This is a genomic window from Capnocytophaga sp. oral taxon 336 str. F0502 (assembly GCF_000411575.1).
In the GTDB taxonomy this organism is placed as follows: domain Bacteria; phylum Bacteroidota; class Bacteroidia; order Flavobacteriales; family Flavobacteriaceae; genus Capnocytophaga; species Capnocytophaga ochracea.
Genome location: NZ_KE150489.1, coordinates 105,245 through 124,874 on the forward strand (window position 1 = coordinate 105,245; position 19,630 = coordinate 124,874).

The 19,630-nt window shown below is 38.8% G+C and carries 12 protein-coding genes; 11 read left to right on the plus strand and 1 reads right to left on the minus strand.

What is annotated here, in order from left to right; all coding sequences use genetic code 11:
* The first annotated feature begins 153 nt into the window (after positions 1 to 153).
* The 6 genes from dapB to HMPREF1528_RS03920 all read left to right on the plus strand — a co-directional run bounded on the left by dapB (position 154) and on the right by HMPREF1528_RS03920 (position 9,191).
* Complete coding sequence (gene dapB, locus HMPREF1528_RS03895; RefSeq protein ID WP_015782851.1) at positions 154 to 855, plus strand: 4-hydroxy-tetrahydrodipicolinate reductase; 702 nt, start codon at positions 154 to 156, stop codon at positions 853 to 855.
* Positions 856 to 954: 99 nt separating this feature from the next.
* Positions 955 to 1,785 carry a Cof-type HAD-IIB family hydrolase gene (locus HMPREF1528_RS03900; protein ID WP_016478719.1) on the plus strand — a complete coding sequence of 277 codons (831 nt, stop codon included), beginning with the start codon at positions 955 to 957 and terminating at the stop codon, positions 1,783 to 1,785.
* A gap of 19 nt (positions 1,786 to 1,804) precedes the next feature.
* On the plus strand, positions 1,805 to 3,358 hold the full coding sequence (gene lepB / locus HMPREF1528_RS03905; protein ID WP_016478720.1) for a signal peptidase I: 1,554 nt from the start codon (positions 1,805 to 1,807) through the stop codon (positions 3,356 to 3,358).
* A 1-nt stretch (position 3,359) separates the two neighbouring features.
* Positions 3,360 to 3,983, plus strand: a complete 624-nt coding sequence (locus HMPREF1528_RS03910; protein WP_016478721.1) for a WbqC family protein — start codon at positions 3,360 to 3,362, stop codon at positions 3,981 to 3,983.
* A 517-nt stretch (positions 3,984 to 4,500) separates the two neighbouring features.
* Positions 4,501 to 6,036 carry a sulfatase gene (locus HMPREF1528_RS03915; RefSeq protein ID WP_034567842.1) on the plus strand — a complete coding sequence of 512 codons (1,536 nt, stop codon included), beginning with the start codon at positions 4,501 to 4,503 and terminating at the stop codon, positions 6,034 to 6,036.
* A 47-nt stretch (positions 6,037 to 6,083) separates the two neighbouring features.
* Positions 6,084 to 9,191, plus strand: a complete 3,108-nt coding sequence (locus tag HMPREF1528_RS03920; RefSeq protein ID WP_016478723.1) for a glycoside hydrolase family 2 TIM barrel-domain containing protein — start codon at positions 6,084 to 6,086, stop codon at positions 9,189 to 9,191.
* Positions 9,192 to 9,283: 92 nt separating this feature from the next.
* On the opposite strand, the gene HMPREF1528_RS03925 is transcribed toward HMPREF1528_RS03920, so the two are convergent.
* The gene (locus HMPREF1528_RS03925) at positions 9,284 to 12,022 is read right to left on the minus strand and encodes a VPS10 domain-containing protein (RefSeq protein WP_034567875.1); all 2,739 of its coding nucleotides are present in this window, start codon (positions 12,020 to 12,022) and stop codon (positions 9,284 to 9,286) included.
* A gap of 733 nt (positions 12,023 to 12,755) precedes the next feature.
* On the opposite strand from HMPREF1528_RS03925, the gene HMPREF1528_RS03930 reads away from it, so the two are divergent.
* The 5 genes from HMPREF1528_RS03930 (at position 12,756) to HMPREF1528_RS03950 (ending at position 19,629) form a co-directional block, all read left to right on the plus strand.
* Positions 12,756 to 15,170 (plus strand): efflux RND transporter permease subunit, encoded by a 2,415-nt coding sequence (locus tag HMPREF1528_RS03930; protein ID WP_016478725.1) that lies wholly within the window; start codon positions 12,756 to 12,758, stop codon positions 15,168 to 15,170.
* 59 nt (positions 15,171 to 15,229) lie between these two features.
* The gene (locus HMPREF1528_RS03935; protein ID WP_016478726.1) at positions 15,230 to 16,504 is read left to right on the plus strand and encodes an NAD(P)/FAD-dependent oxidoreductase; all 1,275 of its coding nucleotides are present in this window, start codon (positions 15,230 to 15,232) and stop codon (positions 16,502 to 16,504) included.
* A 152-nt stretch (positions 16,505 to 16,656) separates the two neighbouring features.
* Entirely contained in the window at positions 16,657 to 17,757 is a 1,101-nt protein-coding gene (locus tag HMPREF1528_RS03940; RefSeq protein WP_016478727.1) for a methylmalonyl-CoA mutase family protein, read from the plus strand.
* The gene (locus HMPREF1528_RS03945; protein WP_016478728.1) at positions 17,741 to 18,322 is read left to right on the plus strand and encodes a hypothetical protein; all 582 of its coding nucleotides are present in this window, start codon (positions 17,741 to 17,743) and stop codon (positions 18,320 to 18,322) included. The genes HMPREF1528_RS03940 and HMPREF1528_RS03945 overlap by 17 nt, the downstream gene beginning before the upstream one ends.
* Positions 18,323 to 18,768: 446 nt before the next feature.
* Complete coding sequence (locus HMPREF1528_RS03950; protein WP_034567843.1) at positions 18,769 to 19,629, plus strand: glycoside hydrolase family 25 protein; 861 nt, start codon at positions 18,769 to 18,771, stop codon at positions 19,627 to 19,629.
* The last annotated feature ends 1 nt before the right edge of the window (position 19,630 follow it).

Consider the following 19,630-nt stretch of genomic DNA (forward strand, 5'->3'; position numbering starts at 1 on the left):
CGTCTTTTGTTCGTCTTTTGTTCGTCTTTTGTTCGTCTTTTGTTCGTCTCTCGTCATTCGTTACTCGTTCGTTCATTTTTTATCCGCTTGTCGTGCTACGACTTTGCGTGTTTTAACAGAAGAAATAAAATATTTAATTTATAATAGTCAATTATGAAAATAGCTTTACTCGGATATGGCAAAATGGGTAAAACCATTGAACAAATAGCCATCGCTCACGGACACGAAATCGTGTTAAAAATAGATAATGCCGAAACTTCTTACGACATTACAATAGCCGATGTGGCTATAGAATTCAGCACCCCCAGCAGTGCCTTTGCTAATATTAGCAACTGTCTCACACACAAAGTACCCGTGATTGCAGGTACTACCGGTTGGTTAGCCCAATACAACGAGGCAGTAGCTTTGTGCCAAAAGCACCAAACCGCTTTTCTCTACGCCTCTAATTTCAGTATAGGGGTAAATGTATTCTTCGCACTGAACAAAACCTTAGCCAAACTGATGGCTAAACTCAAAGACTATGAGGTAGCTATCGAAGAAATTCACCACACTCAAAAGCTCGATGCCCCCAGCGGTACTGCGATTACTTTGGCAGAAAGTATTATCGCTGAAACTGATAAAACAGGTTGGCATTTAAACACAGCTACCGAGAACGAAATCCCTATCGTAGCCAAGCGCATAGATAGCGTCCCAGGCACTCATATCATCACCTATACCAGTGAGGTAGACACCATAGAAATCAAGCATACCGCTCACAATCGCAAAGGCTTTGCTCTCGGTGCCGTTATGGCAGCCGAATGGATTGTAGGTAAGCAAGGAGTATTTACGATGAACGATGTACTCAACCTTCATTAAGCGTATTTTTTAATCAAAAAACTACTTATCTTAAAAAAAGGCATTATCTTTGCACTCTAATAACTCATAATTTTTAACATAGGACTCTTAACTAAAAGAATGTATAAAATTATCTTTTCTGATATCGATGGCACTCTATTAAGTGGTTCGCGAACCCTTACGCAGAACACCATTCACGAAGTAAAACAACTGAAAGACAAAATACCTTTCATTTTAGTATCTTCACGTATGCCTGAGCAAATGTATCACATACAAAAAGACTTAGGCATCGCAGGCTTACCACTTATCGCTTATAATGGCGGATTAGTGCTCAATGGCGAAAAGGTGCTACACTCTACTACTATCCCCTACCCTATTCTCGAAGAAGTAGTCGCCCTCAACGAACAAGAGTTCAATGCTCAGATACACATCAGTTTTTATTATAACGACGAGTGGTATGTACCCACTAACGATGAATGGGCACAACGTGAAGAAACAATTACCAAAGTAACTCCTACCGTGCAACCCAATCGCGAAGTACTATCTGAGTGGAAGCAAGCAGGACACGGTGCTCACAAGCTAATGTTAATGGGAGAAGAAACTCTTATAGAGCGAATGTTCAAGCTACTAAACGAGAAATATACAGAGGTAATGCAAATCTATCGCGGGAGAGAAACTTATATAGAACTATCAGATATCAGTATTTCTAAACTCACAGGAGTGAAAATAGTATCAAACGAGATATATCATTTACCTTTGAGCGAAGCAATAGCTTTTGGCGATAACTATAACGATTTGGAGATGCTCAAAGGCGTAGGTTGTGGCGTAGCAGTTGCTAATGCTCGCGACGAAGTAAAAGCTGTAGCCAAATACATAACGCTTCACCACTCCAAAGATGGTGTGGCAACATTCTTAAAACAGTTAAGAGAACAAAAAGTAATGAACCTTTAAACGTTAATCATTCATCATTATGATATATTTATATATTTTAATCATTGCACAGCTCATCAATGGGCTATTCTTTTGGAAAGGATATGAAAAAGCAGGTTACAAAGCTTGGCAAGCCTTTGTTCCCTTCTACAATACCGTTATTTTCTTACGTATCATCTCTCGCCCTTGGTGGTGGGTATTCCTGCTGTATTTGCCTGTAATAGGTAATATTATGGTAATTGTGATGACTTACGAATGGTTACACGTATTTAACTATCGCAAGAAGCGTTACACCCTGCTATCAATAATTACTTTGGGACTTTTTGCTGCCTACATAACCTATTTACCTTCTACACACTACGTAGGTAAAGATGTAGAAGCCATCAAAAAGAATGTTTCCTCTTGGGTGAGTGCTACTATCTTTGCAGTAGTAGCAGCTTCGGCTATTCACACCTACTTTATACAGCCTTATATGATACCTACTTCTTCTTTAGAAAAAACCCTCTTGGTAGGCGATTTTCTTTTTGTAAGTAAGTTTCACTACGGAGTGCGTGTACCTATGACTCCACTATCATTGCCTATGGTACACGATTCAATTCCTATAATAGGCACAAGATCATATATCAAAACGCCTCAGTTACCTTATTTGCGTTTACCTGCTTTGCAGAAAGTACAGCGGAATGATATTACGGTATTCAACTGGCCTACCGATACAGTAAGGTACTTCCGAGACAATTCGGGTATTCACGTAGATAAACCCATAGATAAGAAATCTAACTATGTAAAACGCACAGTAGCTATCCCTAACGATGTATTAGAAATCAAAAACGGCGATGTATGGATAAACGGCAAAAAGGAAATCTATCCTATACGTGCCAAGTTACAAACTTCTTATATAGTAGTTACACAACCCAATTTATTCACTCATCCCGATGAGTTTAGAGTATTGATGTACCAACAGTACGGTGTTACCGATCCCGCTTATCCCATCAACAACGACACTTATATCTTTACTTCCCTTACAGATGATGTAGCTAAGGCTTTGGAAGCTAATACAAGTATTGTGTCAGTTACTCGCAATGTAAATAAGGCTGGGGTCTACAATCCTGCAATCTTCCCTCACAGTCCTACTTTTGCTTGGAATGAGGATAATTACGGACCTATTACCATTCCTGCTAAAGGAAAAAACGTAACACTTACTAAAGAGAATTTGCCTTTGTATAAACGCATTATTAGTGAATATGAACACAATAAATTAGAAACAAAAGGTGATGATATTTACATCAATGGGCAGAAAGCTTCCTCTTATACCTTCCAACAAGATTACTACTGGATGATGGGAGATAACCGTCACAATTCTGAAGACAGTCGTTTTTGGGGTTTTGTACCTGAAGATCACGTACTTGGTAAACCCGTACTCATTTGGATGAGTTTAGACAAGAATGCCTCAGGATTTAAGAAAATACGTTGGCAACGTTTGTTCACTACTGTAAATGGTGAAGGTGAACCTGTGTCCTACCGATATATTGTATTTGGGTTACTTGGTTTGTGGCTGGTATATAGTTTGGTTAAAAAGAAAAAAGTAAAAGAATAATATGGTAGAACAAGTATTATTACACCCTACTTATTTTCCTTCTATTGCTCAATTTCACTTGATGTTGAACAAACCTTGCGTTTTAGAAGTCTCTGATAACTATCAGAAACAAACCTTGCGCAATCGCACATATATTTACGGTGCCAATGGCAAACAATCCTTAAACTTACCTATTAAGCACGTAGGAGGTGATACCGGACGACAGTTGTTCAAAGATGTGAAAGTAGAGAATAATTTCCTATGGCAACGTCTGCACTGGAAAAGTTTAGAGACAGCCTATCGCACATCTCCTTATTTTGAGTATTATGAAGACGATTTGGTGCGTATTTTTGAAAAGCAATATACTTACCTACTCGATGTAAATATCGACACAATTGAGACCGTTTTAGCCTGTTTGTTAGTACATATTAACTTTGATAAGACAAAAACGTATGAAGCCGAGCCACAAGGAGTGAAAGACTATCGTTTTTTGAGTAGTGCTAAAAAAAAATACCCTGTAACAATACCCTCTTACCACCAAATATTCTCAGATAAATATGGTTTTATTCCTAACTTATCTATTTTAGATTTGCTTTTCCACGAAGGACCTAATACACAAGAGTTTTTAACTAAGGTAAAAGTGTAGCACTATAATAGTGTGTAAATACACATCACAAACGTATAATTACACAAATTAAAAGAAGGTTACAAAAAGTAATTACTTTTTTATTATCAAAATATACTTCCTTATAATCAGTAATTTACAAAATATAATGTAAAGGAATATTTTTTTGGCACAGAGTTTTCAATATAGTAAACAGAAGATTGCTAAAAGAAACATTGTTAAAACAAGAATTAGAAAAAACATTTTCATTAAAACTATCAAACTTAAAACAAAATCTTATGTAAAAAAACTTTATTACTGAGAACAGTAATAGAGATTCTAAAACTGAAAAATTTTCTTCATTTTTGGAGTTAGTAGTAGTATTTATATGCATTGTGAAAAAGGCTCTCTAAGAAATTAGGGAGCTTTTTTTATATTTAGGATGCTATTGCTAACTTCTTTTTATAAAATAGTCATAATTAAATATTTTTTCTTAATTAATTTGGTACTTAAAAAAAATTGCTGTACTTTTGTGGTTCATTTTAACACCAATTCATTTATGAAAAAATTCGTATTCTTCTTTGGGCTTTTATATGCCACAACAGTTTTTGCACAAAGCAAACCTAACATTATACTTATTGTTTCAGACGACCATTCATATCAAACGATTGGGGCTTATAACAATGGGACTACCGATGCAACTCCTGCAATTGATAAACTTGCTAATGAGGGTGTAAGGTTCAACAAAGCTTTTGTAACCAACTCTATTTGTGGTCCTAGTAGGGCTTGTATCCTCACGGGTAAGTATAGCCATAAGAATGGCTTTATGGACAATGAGACATCACACTATAATTCTTCACAACAACAGTTTGTGAATCTCTTGCAACAAGGAGGCTACCAAACCGCTTGGGTGGGAAAATACCACTTAGGTGATGACCCCAAGGGCTTTGACTTCTTTAAAATCTTAGTAGACCAAGGTCGTTATTTTAACCCCGACTTTATCATTGAAGGTAAAAAACGTGTAAACGAGCAAGGTTACGTAAGCAATATCATTGAAGATGAAGCCGAAAAATGGCTCGATCGTCGTGACCCTAATAAACCTTTCTGCTTGGTTGTGGGGCATAAAGCGGTGCATCGTACTTGGATGCCCGATTTACCTGAATTAGGAGCTTATGAACAGGTAAACTTCCCATTGCCCGATACTTTCTTTGACGATTATGCAACTCGCAAGCCCGCAAGTTTGCAAGAAATGTCCATTGGTAAGGATATGATAATGGGTTACGATTTGAAGATGTTCAAAGATGAAAAAGAAGAAGTGCAAGATGCAAACTTCTCTCGTATGACCGCTATTCAATTAGCACATTACAACGATTTTTATAACCCTATACGTCAACAGTATTTCAACGCCAATCTCAGTGGCAAAGAATTAGCCCAATGGAAGTTCCAACGTTATATGCGTGATTATCTATCTACCGTAAGATCGATGGATAAGAACATTCAGCGTATGCTCGATTACTTAGAAAAGCACAAATTGAAAGACAATACTATGATTATCTATATGTCCGACCAAGGTTTTTATATGGGCGAGCACGGTTGGTTTGACAAACGTTGGATGTACGAAGAATCTTTCCGTACCCCAATGATTGTCTCTTACCCTAAACTTTTTCCTAAAGGCACAACCAACGATGATTTTGTGCTGAACATTGACTTGGCGCCTACTTTCTTAGAATTGGCCGGCTTGCCTATCCCTGCTGACATACAAGGCAAATCGTTCTTACCGTTGTTTGCTAAAAAAGCCAAACCTATACGCAATCAGATATTCTATCACTACTACGAAAACGGGGAGCACGCAGTATCACCTCATTTTGGTGTTCGCACTGATCGTTATAAACTCATTCGTTACTACAAACGCATGAATACTTGGGAGCTATTTGACCTCAAAACCGATCCTAAAGAACTCAACAACGTCTATGGCAAAAAAGAATATCTGAAAATTACTAAACAGTTAGAAGCTTTACTTTTAAAAGAAATTCGAGACAAGCAAGACGATTTGGCTGAAAAGGTATTTTTCAATAAAGAGTTTCCTGTGAAATGAATTTTATAAGGATTCAACTTTGCCAAAATTTGTAACATATTATTTGTATGAAAAACTACCTATACATTATTATATCATTTTTTCTAACTATAGTCTCTTATGCGCAACACTTGGATTCCATTTTTGAAAATCCAGCACTGCAAGAAATCAATCGAATGCCAATGCGTGCTTCCTACTTTCCGTTTGAGAATATAGCTAAAGCAAAAAATGGTACCATAGAGCAATCAGCACGTTTCTTAAATCTCAATGGCTTGTGGTCATTTCTCTGGAAGGAAGACTATCATCAGTTGCCAAAAGACTTCTACAAAACCAATTTTAACGAAAGTCAGTGGAAGAAAATTCTTGTACCTTCTAATTGGGAAGTACAGGGATATGGCATTCCAATTTACGTGAACGCTTCTTACGAATTCAATCAAAAGAACCCTACTCCTCCCGATATTCCTGATAGTCTCCAACAAAATGCTGGTCTGTATCGCAAAACTTTTGATTTGCCCTCTTCTTGGCAAGGAGAAAAGGTATACCTACATTTAGGAGCAGTGAAATCGGCATTTAAACTGTATATAAACGGTAAGTTTGTGGGTATGGGTAAAGACAGCAAGTTGGCTTCTGAATTTGACATTACACCTTATATCACTAAGGGCAAAAACCTTATTGCAATGGAAGTGCGTCGATGGACGGACGCAAGCTATCTCGAATGCCAAGATATGTGGCGCTTTTCCGGGATTTTTCGTGATTGCTACCTCTATATGCGACCTAAAGTGCATTTATACGACCTTAGCATCAGCGCTGGTTTAGATAAAAACTACACCAATGGCAAACTCACCACTTCGGTAGAAGTATGGAACGAAACTCCAAGCGATGCCTCTAAATACCAAGTGGAAGTAAGTCTGTTCGACAAAGAACAACTGCTCTACCAAGAGCAAAAAGAAACTACTGGACTCAAAAAAGTCTTCGGTAAAACCGAATTGCAATTCGAAGCACAATTGCCACAAGTGAGAGCGTGGAGTGCCGAAACGCCTTATCTGTACCGTTTACAAATGGTGCTGTACGATGCTGAGGGAAAGGTGAAAGAAGTAGTAAGTCGTCCTATAGGCTTTAGAACGATTGAGATAGAAGGTGCTAACATTTTGGTAAACGGCAAACGCGTACTCTTCAAAGGGGTAAACCGCCACGAAACCAACCCGTATACGGGACAAGTAGTGAGTCAAGAACAGATGGAGAACGATGTAAAGCAGATGAAAGCCCTCAACTTTAATGCTGTACGCACTTCTCATTACCCTAACGACCCTTATTTCTATGACCTTTGCAATAAATATGGGCTTTACGTAATGGACGAGGCTAATATAGAAAGCCACGGTATGCATTATGAAATGGATAGGACTATCGGCAATGACCCCGTGTGGGAATATGCTCATTTGCTACGTATGGAACGTATGGTAAAACGCGATAAAAACCACCCATCGGTTCTGTTTTGGAGTATGGGCAACGAGTCTGGTAACGGTTGGAACTTCTACAAAGGCTATCAACACATAAAAGGCTTAGACTCCTCACGCCCTATTCACTATGAATTAGCTCACTACGATTGGAATACCGATATCGAGTCGCGTATGTACCGTCGTATTCCTTTCCTTATCGACTATGCACTCAGCAATCATACTAAACCCTTCTTGCAATGTGAATACGCTCACGCAATGGGTAACAGTGTAGGTAACTTTCAAGAATATTGGGACGTGTATGAGCATTATCCTAAACTACAAGGTGGTTTTATTTGGGATTTCATCGATCAAGGGCTTTATAAGACCTTACCTAATGGCAAGAAATTAGTAACCTACGGGGGTGATTACGGTGATAAAAATACTCCCAGCGATAATAATTTTCTTATCAATGGAGTAATAGCTTCCGACAGAAGTTGGCATCCTCACGCCTATGAAGTACGCAAAGTGCAACAAGAAATAGGCTTTCAATATCAAAATAACCAACTGATATTGCGCAATAAACATTTCTTTAAAGATTTATCAAACTACGAAATACATTGGCAACTGTTCAAAGAAGGTGTGCCTGTTCAAAGTGGTAATATTACCAACTTAATAATATTACCACAAAGCGAGGCTACTTTTTTACTACCTCCTCTTAAAACAGACGATAAAGCAGAATATATCTTGCAATGTACCGCCCGTCTCAAACAAGACGAAGGCATTTTAAAGAAAGGTACAGAACTTGCTTTTGCCGAGTTTCCCCTCACCTCCTACACTCCTCAAAAAGCTATTGCTGATACAACACTTTTAGAGGTAGAAGAAACAGCCAGTCACATTCTATTGCATAATAAGCATTATACAGCTAAAATAGATAAACAAACAGGCAAATGGGTATCGTTTCAAGTGAAGAATGAAGAACTCTTTGCTCCCGAAGGCTTAGAGGTAAATTTATGGCGGGCTGGCACTGATAACGACTTTGGGGCAGGTTTACCTAAAAAACTGCAACAGCTTCAAGAGGCAGATAAAAAAGCTGATAGTGTCCGTATATCGGTAGAGAAACTAAACTCTGGTCAAGTGAAGATAACCCTACGCAAACGATTGGTAGAAGGTACAATTGATTATACTCAAGAGTTGCTTTTTGATGGCAAGCCTTCCGTAACGGTGAGCAATCACTTCAAACCTCTAAAGAACGACAAAACGCTTACTTTTAAGATAGGCAATCATCTTACACTTCTGCCTTTTCAGCGCATTCAGTGGTATGGTAGAGGTCCTTGGGAAAGTTATTGGGATAGGAAAACATCGGCTATGGTAGGCTTGTACGAAGGCACTATTGCTAGCCAGTATTACCCTTATGTGCGTCCGCAAGAGAATGGTAATAAAACTGATGTACGTTGGGCAAAGCTCAGTAAGAAAAAAGGAGTAAACATTGCCATTTATAGTACAGGTTCTCTACTAAATATAAATGCCCTGCCTTATAGTTCTGCACAGTTATTCCCTGGTATAGAAAAAGGACAAACACACACAGGTGAACTCACCCCTGATAAGTATACTCATTTAGACATCGACTTGCAACAATTAGGTTTGGGAGGTGATAACAGCTGGGGCAACTTACCTATGGAACAATACCTACTGTATCTGTATCAGCCTTATAGCTATAGTTACAGAATAGAAGCTTTTTAATGGCATATTCTTATATAAGCAAAGCACAGATTTCTTGATAAACTCAAGTCGTCTGTGCTTTTTTGTTAAACCCCTTATAAAATTCTTTCCTTCTAATATATATCAAGTGTTCTTTCTTCTTCAAAGCCGTCAGGAAGCGTAAATATAATAGTGTAGCGTCCTTTGGGTAGATATACTTTACCATCAGTAGCAATAGGTAAAAATATCTTTTGAAGACTCTTCTCATAGGCTGTCTTACCCGCATAAGACATCGTAAAGTCATAAGGTATATAATTAAACCCAACATTTGTCTTATAAGTAAATGTTTGCAAGGTAACACGTCCTTTCATCACTCTTATAGGTATTGATAAATTTTCCTTTGAAGCAAAAGCATAGAAATACACATTAGGCTTCACAGGTTCTTCCCATTCGTTATTGGCATTTCCCCAATTCGCAGAATAAGGAAGCGTAATAGGCGTTTCAAGTGGATAAAAATCTTGCGAGGTAATCGCTACTCTTAGCTCTTGCATCATCTTCACCGAGGTGCGAAAAATACCTCGTCCCAATGTCGCAACTGTCATTTCGCCATTTGTTTCGTCTATATAAATATCGTAAACACCTGTTTCGGGCAATCCTTTGCTGAATGGTTGCCAACTTTCACCTAAGTTAAACGAAATATACACCCCATTATCAGTTCCTGCATAAAGAATCTGACTGTTTTTAGAGTCTTCTTTGAGTACATTTACTTTACTATCGGGCAGGTTAGAATGGATATCTGTCCAACTCTTGCCATTGTCATTACTCATAAAAATAATAGGGTCGATATTGGAATCATCAGTACTAATAAGGGTTGCCAATACCCGGTTACGCTGGTGTTTAGAGGCAATGAGGTTGTTCACTTTTAGCGGACGAGGGAAAGCGTTGTATATCTGTTTCCACGATACCCCTCCGTTGTCGCTGGTGTAAATCATACCATCGTCACTACCCGTATAAAGCAAACCAAACATAAAAGGCGATTCAGCTATAGCAGAAATTGTACCATATGCCTTGTTACCCTGCTTGTTACCATTGGTTACATCGTCCGAAATAGTCCGCCAATTCCGACCTTTGTCCATAGAAATGTGCAATTTGTCACTTCCTATGTAAATAATATCTTTGTTTTGTGGCGAAATAAGTAGCGGTGCATTCTTGCCAAAACGCAACGGTTCCTTGTTTTCACCGTAATAAGCACTTCCTAATGGGAAAAGCTGGTCTCTATCAGGCAAAAAAGTAAAAAACTTGCCATAAGGTTCTGCGGCATAGCTATCATTGCCAAATGATAGCGAATGAATAGCTTTTCTGAACGTATTCCAATGACTGTTATTCTGTGCCAATACCACTTGGTCACTCACATAGTAAGGCGTTTTGTTAGCTTTGTCGTAACTCAGCTGGGTAAAAGCCATTGCTTGTGGCACATTCTTAAAAGCAAAACTTTTTCCATTGTCGTAAGAGACCTGTAATCCACTGCGAGTTGTACAAAATAGAGTACCCTGTTGTAAGTAAAGTTGTTCATAGCTGTTGTTCAACGAAATCGGTTGTTTGTTTTTCCACGTCCTGCCTCCATCGGTAGATTCCAATAAAGGATATCCTCCTATAAATAAGTGTTTTTTATTACTAAGGTCTACGCCGATGCCCCCAAAACGCTCTCCGCTTTGGTAATACACATCATTCAGAGGTTGAATATTCGTCTTTTGCCAAGAATTACCCCCATCTTCGGTTACGTACACTTCCGCACCTATAACCTCTTGAGTACTTACACCCAAATAACTCAGTAGTTTAGCAGGAGAGGTTACCTCTGCAGCTATCATATCTTTGAGATTCTGAGCTGTATATTTCTCGTCCTGACCTATATTGTGCAAAAACACATTTAAACGGTTGTTATCTAACGCGAGGAAATCAGCTTTGCTCATCACATCAAAATCTTGAGCGGAGAGATGAATGCGCACTACTTTCTGTACAGTGTTAATATTCTCTTTCTTTTTGGCGTTGCGATTATCTACTATCGCATAATAAGTCTGACTGTTAAAGCAACTCACCCCTATTTTGCCAATGTTATTCCCTTTAAGAAATCCGTTGTTCACCGTGATTTTCGTCCACGTATTGCCTTTATCAGCGCTCTTGTAAATAGCACTATTACTGCCATAAGGAGCACTGTCCCACTGACTGTTATTCACTTCCCACGATACAGCCAAAAGCATTGCCCCATCGGGCGAAGCAGTAATTTGCGTAATACCCGCACGAGTGCTTACAAATAGTTTTTGTTGCCACGTTTTTCCGCCATCAGTAGTTTTGAAGATACCGCGTTTTTCATCGGCTTTATAAGGGTTACCCAATACTCCTGCCACAAGTTCTTGGGGGTTAGTAGGGTTGATATACAAACTACTAATGCGTTGCATTCCTCCCAATCCCTTAAAGTCAGTTGTTTTGCCTTTATCGGTAGAGATAAAAACGCCATAAGGGGTCGCAACCGCCAAAGTCCCCGATTGCCAATCTACCGCCAGTGCTGTGATACTTTGTGTAGGGAGGGTTGAGCATAGTACTTGATAGGTTTCCCCGCCATTTTGGGTAAGCCATACGCCTCCGTTTTCTGGAGCAACTATAAACTCACTGCTATTTTTAGGGTTTACACTCAGCGCACTGATGCGATTGCCTATCTCTTTTACTGTTACTTGCTCAAAAGGCGTTTCGCGCACCCACGAACGCGCTTTGAGCTCCTCTTTCTGACGCAAAGGAAGCGGTAGCAGTTCTTGGGCAGTGAGAGTTGTCGTGATGATTAATAAAGAAAATACAAAAGTAAAGATTTTATTTTTCATATTTATTTGCAGAATTCTCTTTAAGTTGTTGTTTTTAGGGTGCAAAAGTACAACAATTTATTGAAATGAGCTAATATTATAAGAATATTTATCTCATTACCCTTTGTCATTCCTCATTTGTCACTCGTCATTTCTTCCTTTTTCCGTCTCCACATTCCCCCTCTCCGAGGGGGCTAGGGGGAGGTTTCTTTTAATTTTCCGTCACACTCCCCCCTATTGCCTATGACCTAAGCTCTACCGCCCTTTCTCTTTCTTTCGTCTCGAAACCTCTTTTTTAACATTTTTAGCCTTGTTGTATTATATTATTAATCAATTGTTTATATACCCTTTCTATACCAATCGTCCAAGATTCGTATAAGCTTCCTATAAGCTCTCTATAAGCTAACCCCACCCTCCTAATAGCCTTTTCTCTTCAAAATCTCTCTCAGCCCACTTCTGATATTTTTCGTTTCCCTCCGAAGTCCAAGCCCCTCCGATATTCTCCAACTAATTCCCACATTTCCTCATTTCCACATTTCCTCATTTCCACATTTCCTCATTTCCACATTTCCACATTTCCACATTTCCTCATTTGCTAATTAAGTTACGCCATCTATCTCTTACGTCAAACTCTCTGTCAATTCATAAAATCATTATTAATCATTAACCGCTAACCATTAATCATTGATATTTATTTTTGTAATTGTATATTATTTTGTACTTTTGCACCCTCAGAAAATAAAGAGATATCAAGATGTTTAGATGGATAAAAGCCAGCTTCTGGGGTACCATTGCGGGCTTAATATTGCGCAACCGAATTGCTTTTTTACTACTCATAGCTGCTATCACTGGGGGCTTAGCTACACAGTGGAAGAACGTTCACTTTACCTTCACCGAAGCAAATATGCTCCCCGACGATCACCCTGTGAATATGGAGTACAAGCACTTCCTCGATAAGTTCGGCGAAGAAGGTAACTTGATATTAATGGCGTTAGACGACAAAAAAATCTATACACCTGAGGTACTCAACAAATGGATTGCCCTTAGTAACGAACTAAAAAAGTTCAAACAGATAGACGCTGTTATCTCTATTGACAATTTGCCTATCTTAGTGAAAGACACTGCCCAGCAGTGCTTTGTTACTCATAAGTTTATCGAAGGAAAAGTAAAAAACCAAACTGAAGCTGATAGTCTCAAAAAAGTACTTTCCGAGAAACTGCCTTTCTACGAAGGTCTCATCTACAACAAGAAAACAAATACCTTGCAAACAGCCGTGTATATGAACAAAAAGATTGTCAATACACAAGCCCGCAAGGATTTTATCCTCAACGATTTTATTCCCATAGTCGAGAAGTTCGAAGCGCAAACCGGACTCAAAGTGCACACTTCGGGTATGCCTTATATTCGTACCCTCAGTGCTCAAAATATAATGGACGAGATAGGGTTATTCATCTTGGCTGCCTTACTCTCTACTTCAGCCATCTTCTTTTTCTTTTTCCGTTCATTCAGGGCGATGTTTATCTCTATGGGCGTGGTATCGATTGCAGTAATGTGGGTATTTGGCTTTTTAGGGCTTTTCGGTTACGAAATCACCATTCTCACAGGACTTATTCCGCCTTTGGTCATTGTAATTGGTATCCCGAACTGTGTATTCCTCATCAATAAATACCAACAAGAAATTAGTAAACACGGCAACCAAGCCAAGTCGCTTATTAGGGTAATCCGCAATGTAGGCAATGTAACCCTGCTCACCAATCTCACTACGGCTATTGGTTTTGCTACCTTTATTTTTACCGAAAGTTCTTTGCTCAAACAGTTTGGGGTTATTGCTTCTATCAATGTAGTATCTATCTTCTTCATTTCTCTATTGCTAATCCCAATTATTTACAGTTATATGCACATACCTCAGGAAAAACACCTAAGGCATTTGCATCGCAACTGGATAGGTGGACTTATCAAGTTCATTGAGAATACAGTAAAGCATCACCGTATTGCAGTATTCACTACGGCTATTGCTCTGCTTATCCTCAGTATTATTGGTATTTACAAAATAAAGATTTCGGGTAGTCTCATCGAAGATATGCCTAAGTCAGCTGATTTTTTTGACGATATCACTTTCTTCGAGAAGAATTATGGCGGAATTATGCCTTTGGAAATCACTATTAATACGAAGCAGAAGAACGGTGTTACTCGGTTAGTGAATCTCAAACGTATTGACGAACTCTGCACTCATATCGAGGAAATCCCCGAAATATCCAAACCGCTTTCGTTGGTAAACTTGGTGAAATACGCTAAACAAGCCTATTACAATGGCAACCCTAAATACTATAGCCTACCCACTACCCAAGAGCAAAACTTTATCCTTTCATACGTCAAAAACTCTAAAGGTAATGCCAATATGCTCTCCGCTTATGTAGATTCATTGGGGCAAACGGCACGCATCACTACTTTTATGAAGGATATTGGTACTGAGAAGATGCAACAAATCGAGGACAATATTTACACCAAAGCTCAAAAGCTTTTCCCAAGTAATAGGTATGAAGTGAAGATTACCGGTAAAGCCTATTTGTTTACCAAAGGTACTAATTATTTAGCTACCAACCTCATTTGGTCATTAGCCTTGGCTATTTTGCTCATTGCGCTCATTATGGCGTATATGTTCCGTTCGTTCAAGATGATAGTTGTCTCACTCATTCCTAACCTCTTACCGCTACTCATCACCGCAGGACTGATGGGCTATTTTGGCATTCCGCTCAAGCCTTCCACTATACTTGTGTTCAGTATTGCCTTTGGTATTTCGGTAGACGATACTATTCACTTCTTGGCTAAATATCGCTTAGAGTTAGTAGCGCGTAATTGGAAGATAAGCAAATCGGTATATGCAGCTTTACGCGAAACAGGAGTAAGTATGTTCTATACTTCTATCGTGTTACTCTGTGGTTTCTCAGTGTTCTTGCTCTCCAGCTTCGGAGGTACCAAAGCACTCGGTGGACTCATATCAGCTACTTTGCTTTTCGCAATGATGACGAACTTACTACTCTTGCCAAGTCTATTGCTTTTCTTAGAACGCAGTCTGTCAAACAAAGAAACTATCAAAGAACCTAAGATTGAGATATTCCCTAAGGACGAAGAAGAAGAAAACACTGAAAAAGAAAATAAAACACTATAATTACACTCTATTATTGGCTGATCGACAAATTTGTTAATTAGCTAATTAAAATAATCATTATGGAAAACAAAAAGCATATCGTAATTGTGGGCGGTGGCTTTGCTGGCTTGGAATTAGTAAAAGAACTAAACCGCTCTGGCAAATATAAAATTACCTTGGTGGATATGAATAACTACAATTTCTTTCCACCCCTACTATATCAGTTGGCTGCGGGCTTTATGGAGCCTTCATCTATCTCCTACCCATTCCGTCGTCTATTTCGCAAGTATAAAAATGCACGTTTTAGAATGGCAACCTTACAAGAGGTAATTCCATCGGAAAACAAACTCATATTGAGCAATGGAGAACTGCATTATGATGTATTGGTAATGGCTACGGGAGCTGAATCAAACTTCTTTGGCAATAAAAATGTAGAAGAAAAAGCAATGCCTATGAAAACCGTAGGTGATGCCCTTATGCTCCGCAACTTAGTATACACCCGTTTGGAGCGCGCTACCCGTACTGAGGATAAAGAATTGCGCCGTAAGTTACTCTCTTTTGCTATTGCAGGAGCAGGTCCTACTGGGGTAGAGTTATCAGGCATCTTTGCTGAAATGAAACAGAACATTATGCGCAAGGATTACCCTGAGCTTACTTATGACGATTTAGGTGATATTTATCTCATCGACGGACAAAATACCGTACTTGCTCCTATGAGTAAAAAAGCCCAAGCATATACCGAAAAAATCTTGCTTAAAAAAGGTGTAAAACTCAAATTAGGAGTACAGGTAACCGATTTTCTGAATGACGAAGTATACCTTTCGGACGGTACCATACTTGATGCTCGTAACCTAATATGGGCAGCGGGGATTTCAGCTAAAACCTTCAAAGGTATTGACGACAAGCAATACTTGGGTCGTGGACGACGTATGAAAACCGATGCTTATAACAAAATGGAAGGCTTCGAGAACATCTATGCAATCGGCGATTCGTCTATTATGACCGCCGACCCTCACTTCCCTCAAGGGCACCCTCAGCTCGCACAAGTAGCCATACAACAAGCCAATAACTTAGGAAAAAACTTCAATAAAGATTTCGTAAACCCTACTCCTTTCAGTTATGTCGATAAAGGCTCTATGGCAATCATTGGTCGTAACCAAGCCGTCGCCGATTTGCCTAAACACATTTTCCTCAAAGGCTTCGTAGCGTGGGCTATTTGGGCATTTATACACATAATGTCACTGGTAAACTTCCGCAACAAACTAAAAGCTTTGTACAACTGGATAGGTTATTATATCAGCAAAGACCAGTCGTATCGTATGGTGTTGCGCCCTACCGAAAAAGCTAAAGGATAAAATCTGGTTATCCTATATACTTTGCCAAAGTTTAGAATTTTGGCAAAGTTAAACCTACATAATTACAAAAACATTATTTTGTTTTAATTTTTAAAGAATTTTTATTCAATTTCTCTCCCGTAACGGAGACTTCTTTCACTAAAAAGCAAAGAATGGAGAACACTGCTAAACAATGGAAACAACAACTGCAATACCTGCTGAAAGGAAGGGACTACGAGTCGCTTATATACACTTCAGCAGAGGACGTTCCTATCTTACCTTTTTACACTTCCGAGAACGTAAAAAGCCCTTATGCAGTTGATATCCAAACACAAGTAGCTGTTCCTCTTTTTGTATCCGATAAAGAACAGACCCTCAAACGCATTGCTTTTTGGCAAAGCCAATCAGTTCACTTTTTTTTGCTCAACCTGCACACTGAGCTTATTCAAGACGAAGTACAACAATGGTTACCTACTGATTTACACTACTTGTTCACCAATGCCCTCACTGTAGATACCTCAACCTACCAAAACACAGGAGCTTCAATGGTGCAACAAATCGCTTTCGGAGTAGCCCAAATGCAGGAAATACTGACTACTTCAAAAGTAACCACTGCTTTTGTAAAAATAGCAGTTGGAGGTAGCTTTCTGTTAGAGATTGCCAAACTGCGTGCTTTTCGTCGCTTATTTAGCGAGCTCTACCCTACCCTACCCTTTCATTTGATAGCCGAAGTATCTCATAGAGGCTTATCTCTTCTGAAATCGTCGCATAACCAAAACTATGTACAGTTAGCTTACGAAGCTGCTGTATTAGGAGGTGCTGATTATTTATTGCCTAAAAATTCCCTTTTCTTTAAGAAGAACAGCGTAAATACCGAAAAAGCAAATGTAGCTACCATTCAGCAACTCACTGCTACCCGCAACGCAACACTGCTCAACGGAATGTATGCAATTGAGGCTATCAGCTACGAAATGTACAAGAAAGCTCTTGTGCTATACCAGCAAGTTCATAAACAAGGAGGATTGTCGGTTATGCTAAAAAACCACAGTCTGCAAAAACAAATAAGAACTAAGGCATCGCAAGAACAACAGTTTTTTAATACACAGTGTACTACTTTCTTTCCTGAAAATAGTACCGTTGAAGTTTATCCACGTAAAGAATGGAATTTCTATCCTTTTACCAAAAATCACACCGCTGACTCATTAACACCCAAACGCCTCTGGGAACCCTTTGAAAAAAGAATAAAACAAGAAATGTATGAGCAAAAACAATGAAACTATGGCTGGTTTGCCGCCTTATGAACGCGGGTATCGCGCAATGGGGTATTTAGAAGGAATGCCCTCTTTGCGCATCGTGGCTACGGAAGAAGAAAGCATTTCGCCTAACGAACCCACTGAAATACTTTATCAGAACATCGAGAATTTTACACAAAGCAAAGCATCTTGCAAATCATTAGTGATAACTGCTATTGATACTTTGCCCCAAGCCTTATCGCTAAAAGAAGCTCAATACCTCTATATACCTGCATCTCTTCTTTTAGAAAACACCATTAGGGAAACTTTTATCCACATTCTTACTCCTAACGACAAACTGCGTATTTTAGTGGATAGTGCTCATAATGGTTTTGAAATCATTGCAATGCTCCGTAGCTTGCGCGCTCTTGCCCAACTGCCTATCACCTGCTTAGTCCATTCTATCACCGATTATCTATACGCCCTCATCGCCCAATCCGACGATTTGATATGTGATATTAAAAACAAAGAGTTGGCTTCACCTGAAAACCAATTCCTAATAGAAAATAGTTTAGTTACCAAAACTATCGACCCATTCTTCCCCTAAGCCTCACTTTTATTAGGCAAAACGCTCAAAACAGCATTTCATTAGCTCCACTTTACCTTCACTTTGAGAGCACTATTTCTTCGTTCATTGTTCGTCTTTTGTTCGTCTTTTGTTCGTCCTTTCTCTATCTGCCCGTGCGGCTCGCACCGTCTTTTGTTCGTCTTTCTTATAAGCTTTCTATAAGCTTCTCCCAAATTAACCATTAACCATTAATCATTAAACAAGGCTTTCTCCCTCCTCAAAGCCTTTTCTCTTCAAAATTACCCTCAGTCTGCTTATGATGTTTTCGTTTTCTTCCGAAAGTTCCACCCCCTCCGACCAATCAAATAACTATTTTTATCCCTACTCATCATTTGCTAATTCTCACATCTGCTAATCGGCTAATTCGCTAATTAATATTTTTAAAGATTTATACGTAATTCAGATTTTTAATGTATATTTGCAAAATGAAAAAGAAAAAGCTACAAAGAAGTAAGTCTCGTATATCTGCAAAAAAGAAATCTCTATTTGGGAACTTTTTTACTGTAAGCCTCCTATGCATTTTGTTGTTGGGAGTAGGTAGCGTTTTCTATATCAGAACTTATTATCCTGCTATTTACCAAAAAATACTAAACAAAATTACAGCTCGTAAAATAAACTCTACTTACGAAAGCAATCGTATTGAACATATCGTAAGCCTCTACTACGATAAAGTCTTCGGCATCGACCTTTCGCACTATCAAGAACGCGAAGAAATAGAATGGGATAGCCTCTACATCCGAAATAAAACTACAAAATACCCTATCCAATTTGCCATTTTTAGAGCAACAATGGGGAACGATGGAACCGATAAGAACTTTGCACACTTTTTTTCAGAAGCTAAAAAACACCAACTTATCAGAGGAGCTTACCATTACTATCGTCCAGACGAAGACCCTAAGCTACAAGCAAACTCCTACCTGAAGAATGCTCGGTTGGAAAAAGGAGATTTCTTACCCATTTTAGATATAGAACAATTGCCTAAAAAGAAATCCAAAGAACAGTTTATTAAAGATGTACAAACGTGGTTGGATATTGTTGAAAAACACTACAAACGCAAACCTATTATCTATACTTACATCAGTTTTTACGAAGATTATTTGTATCCCACTTTCAAGCAATACCCATTATGGATAGCCAATTATAATAATGTGTCAGTCCCCACCTCTGTTTTTTCTTGGCAGTTATGGCAATTCACTGAAAATGGTATTACTGCAGGAGCAAAAGTCAAAATAGATTTTAATATTTTCAATGGCGATAGTAGCGAACTGAACAAACTCTTATTGTAGT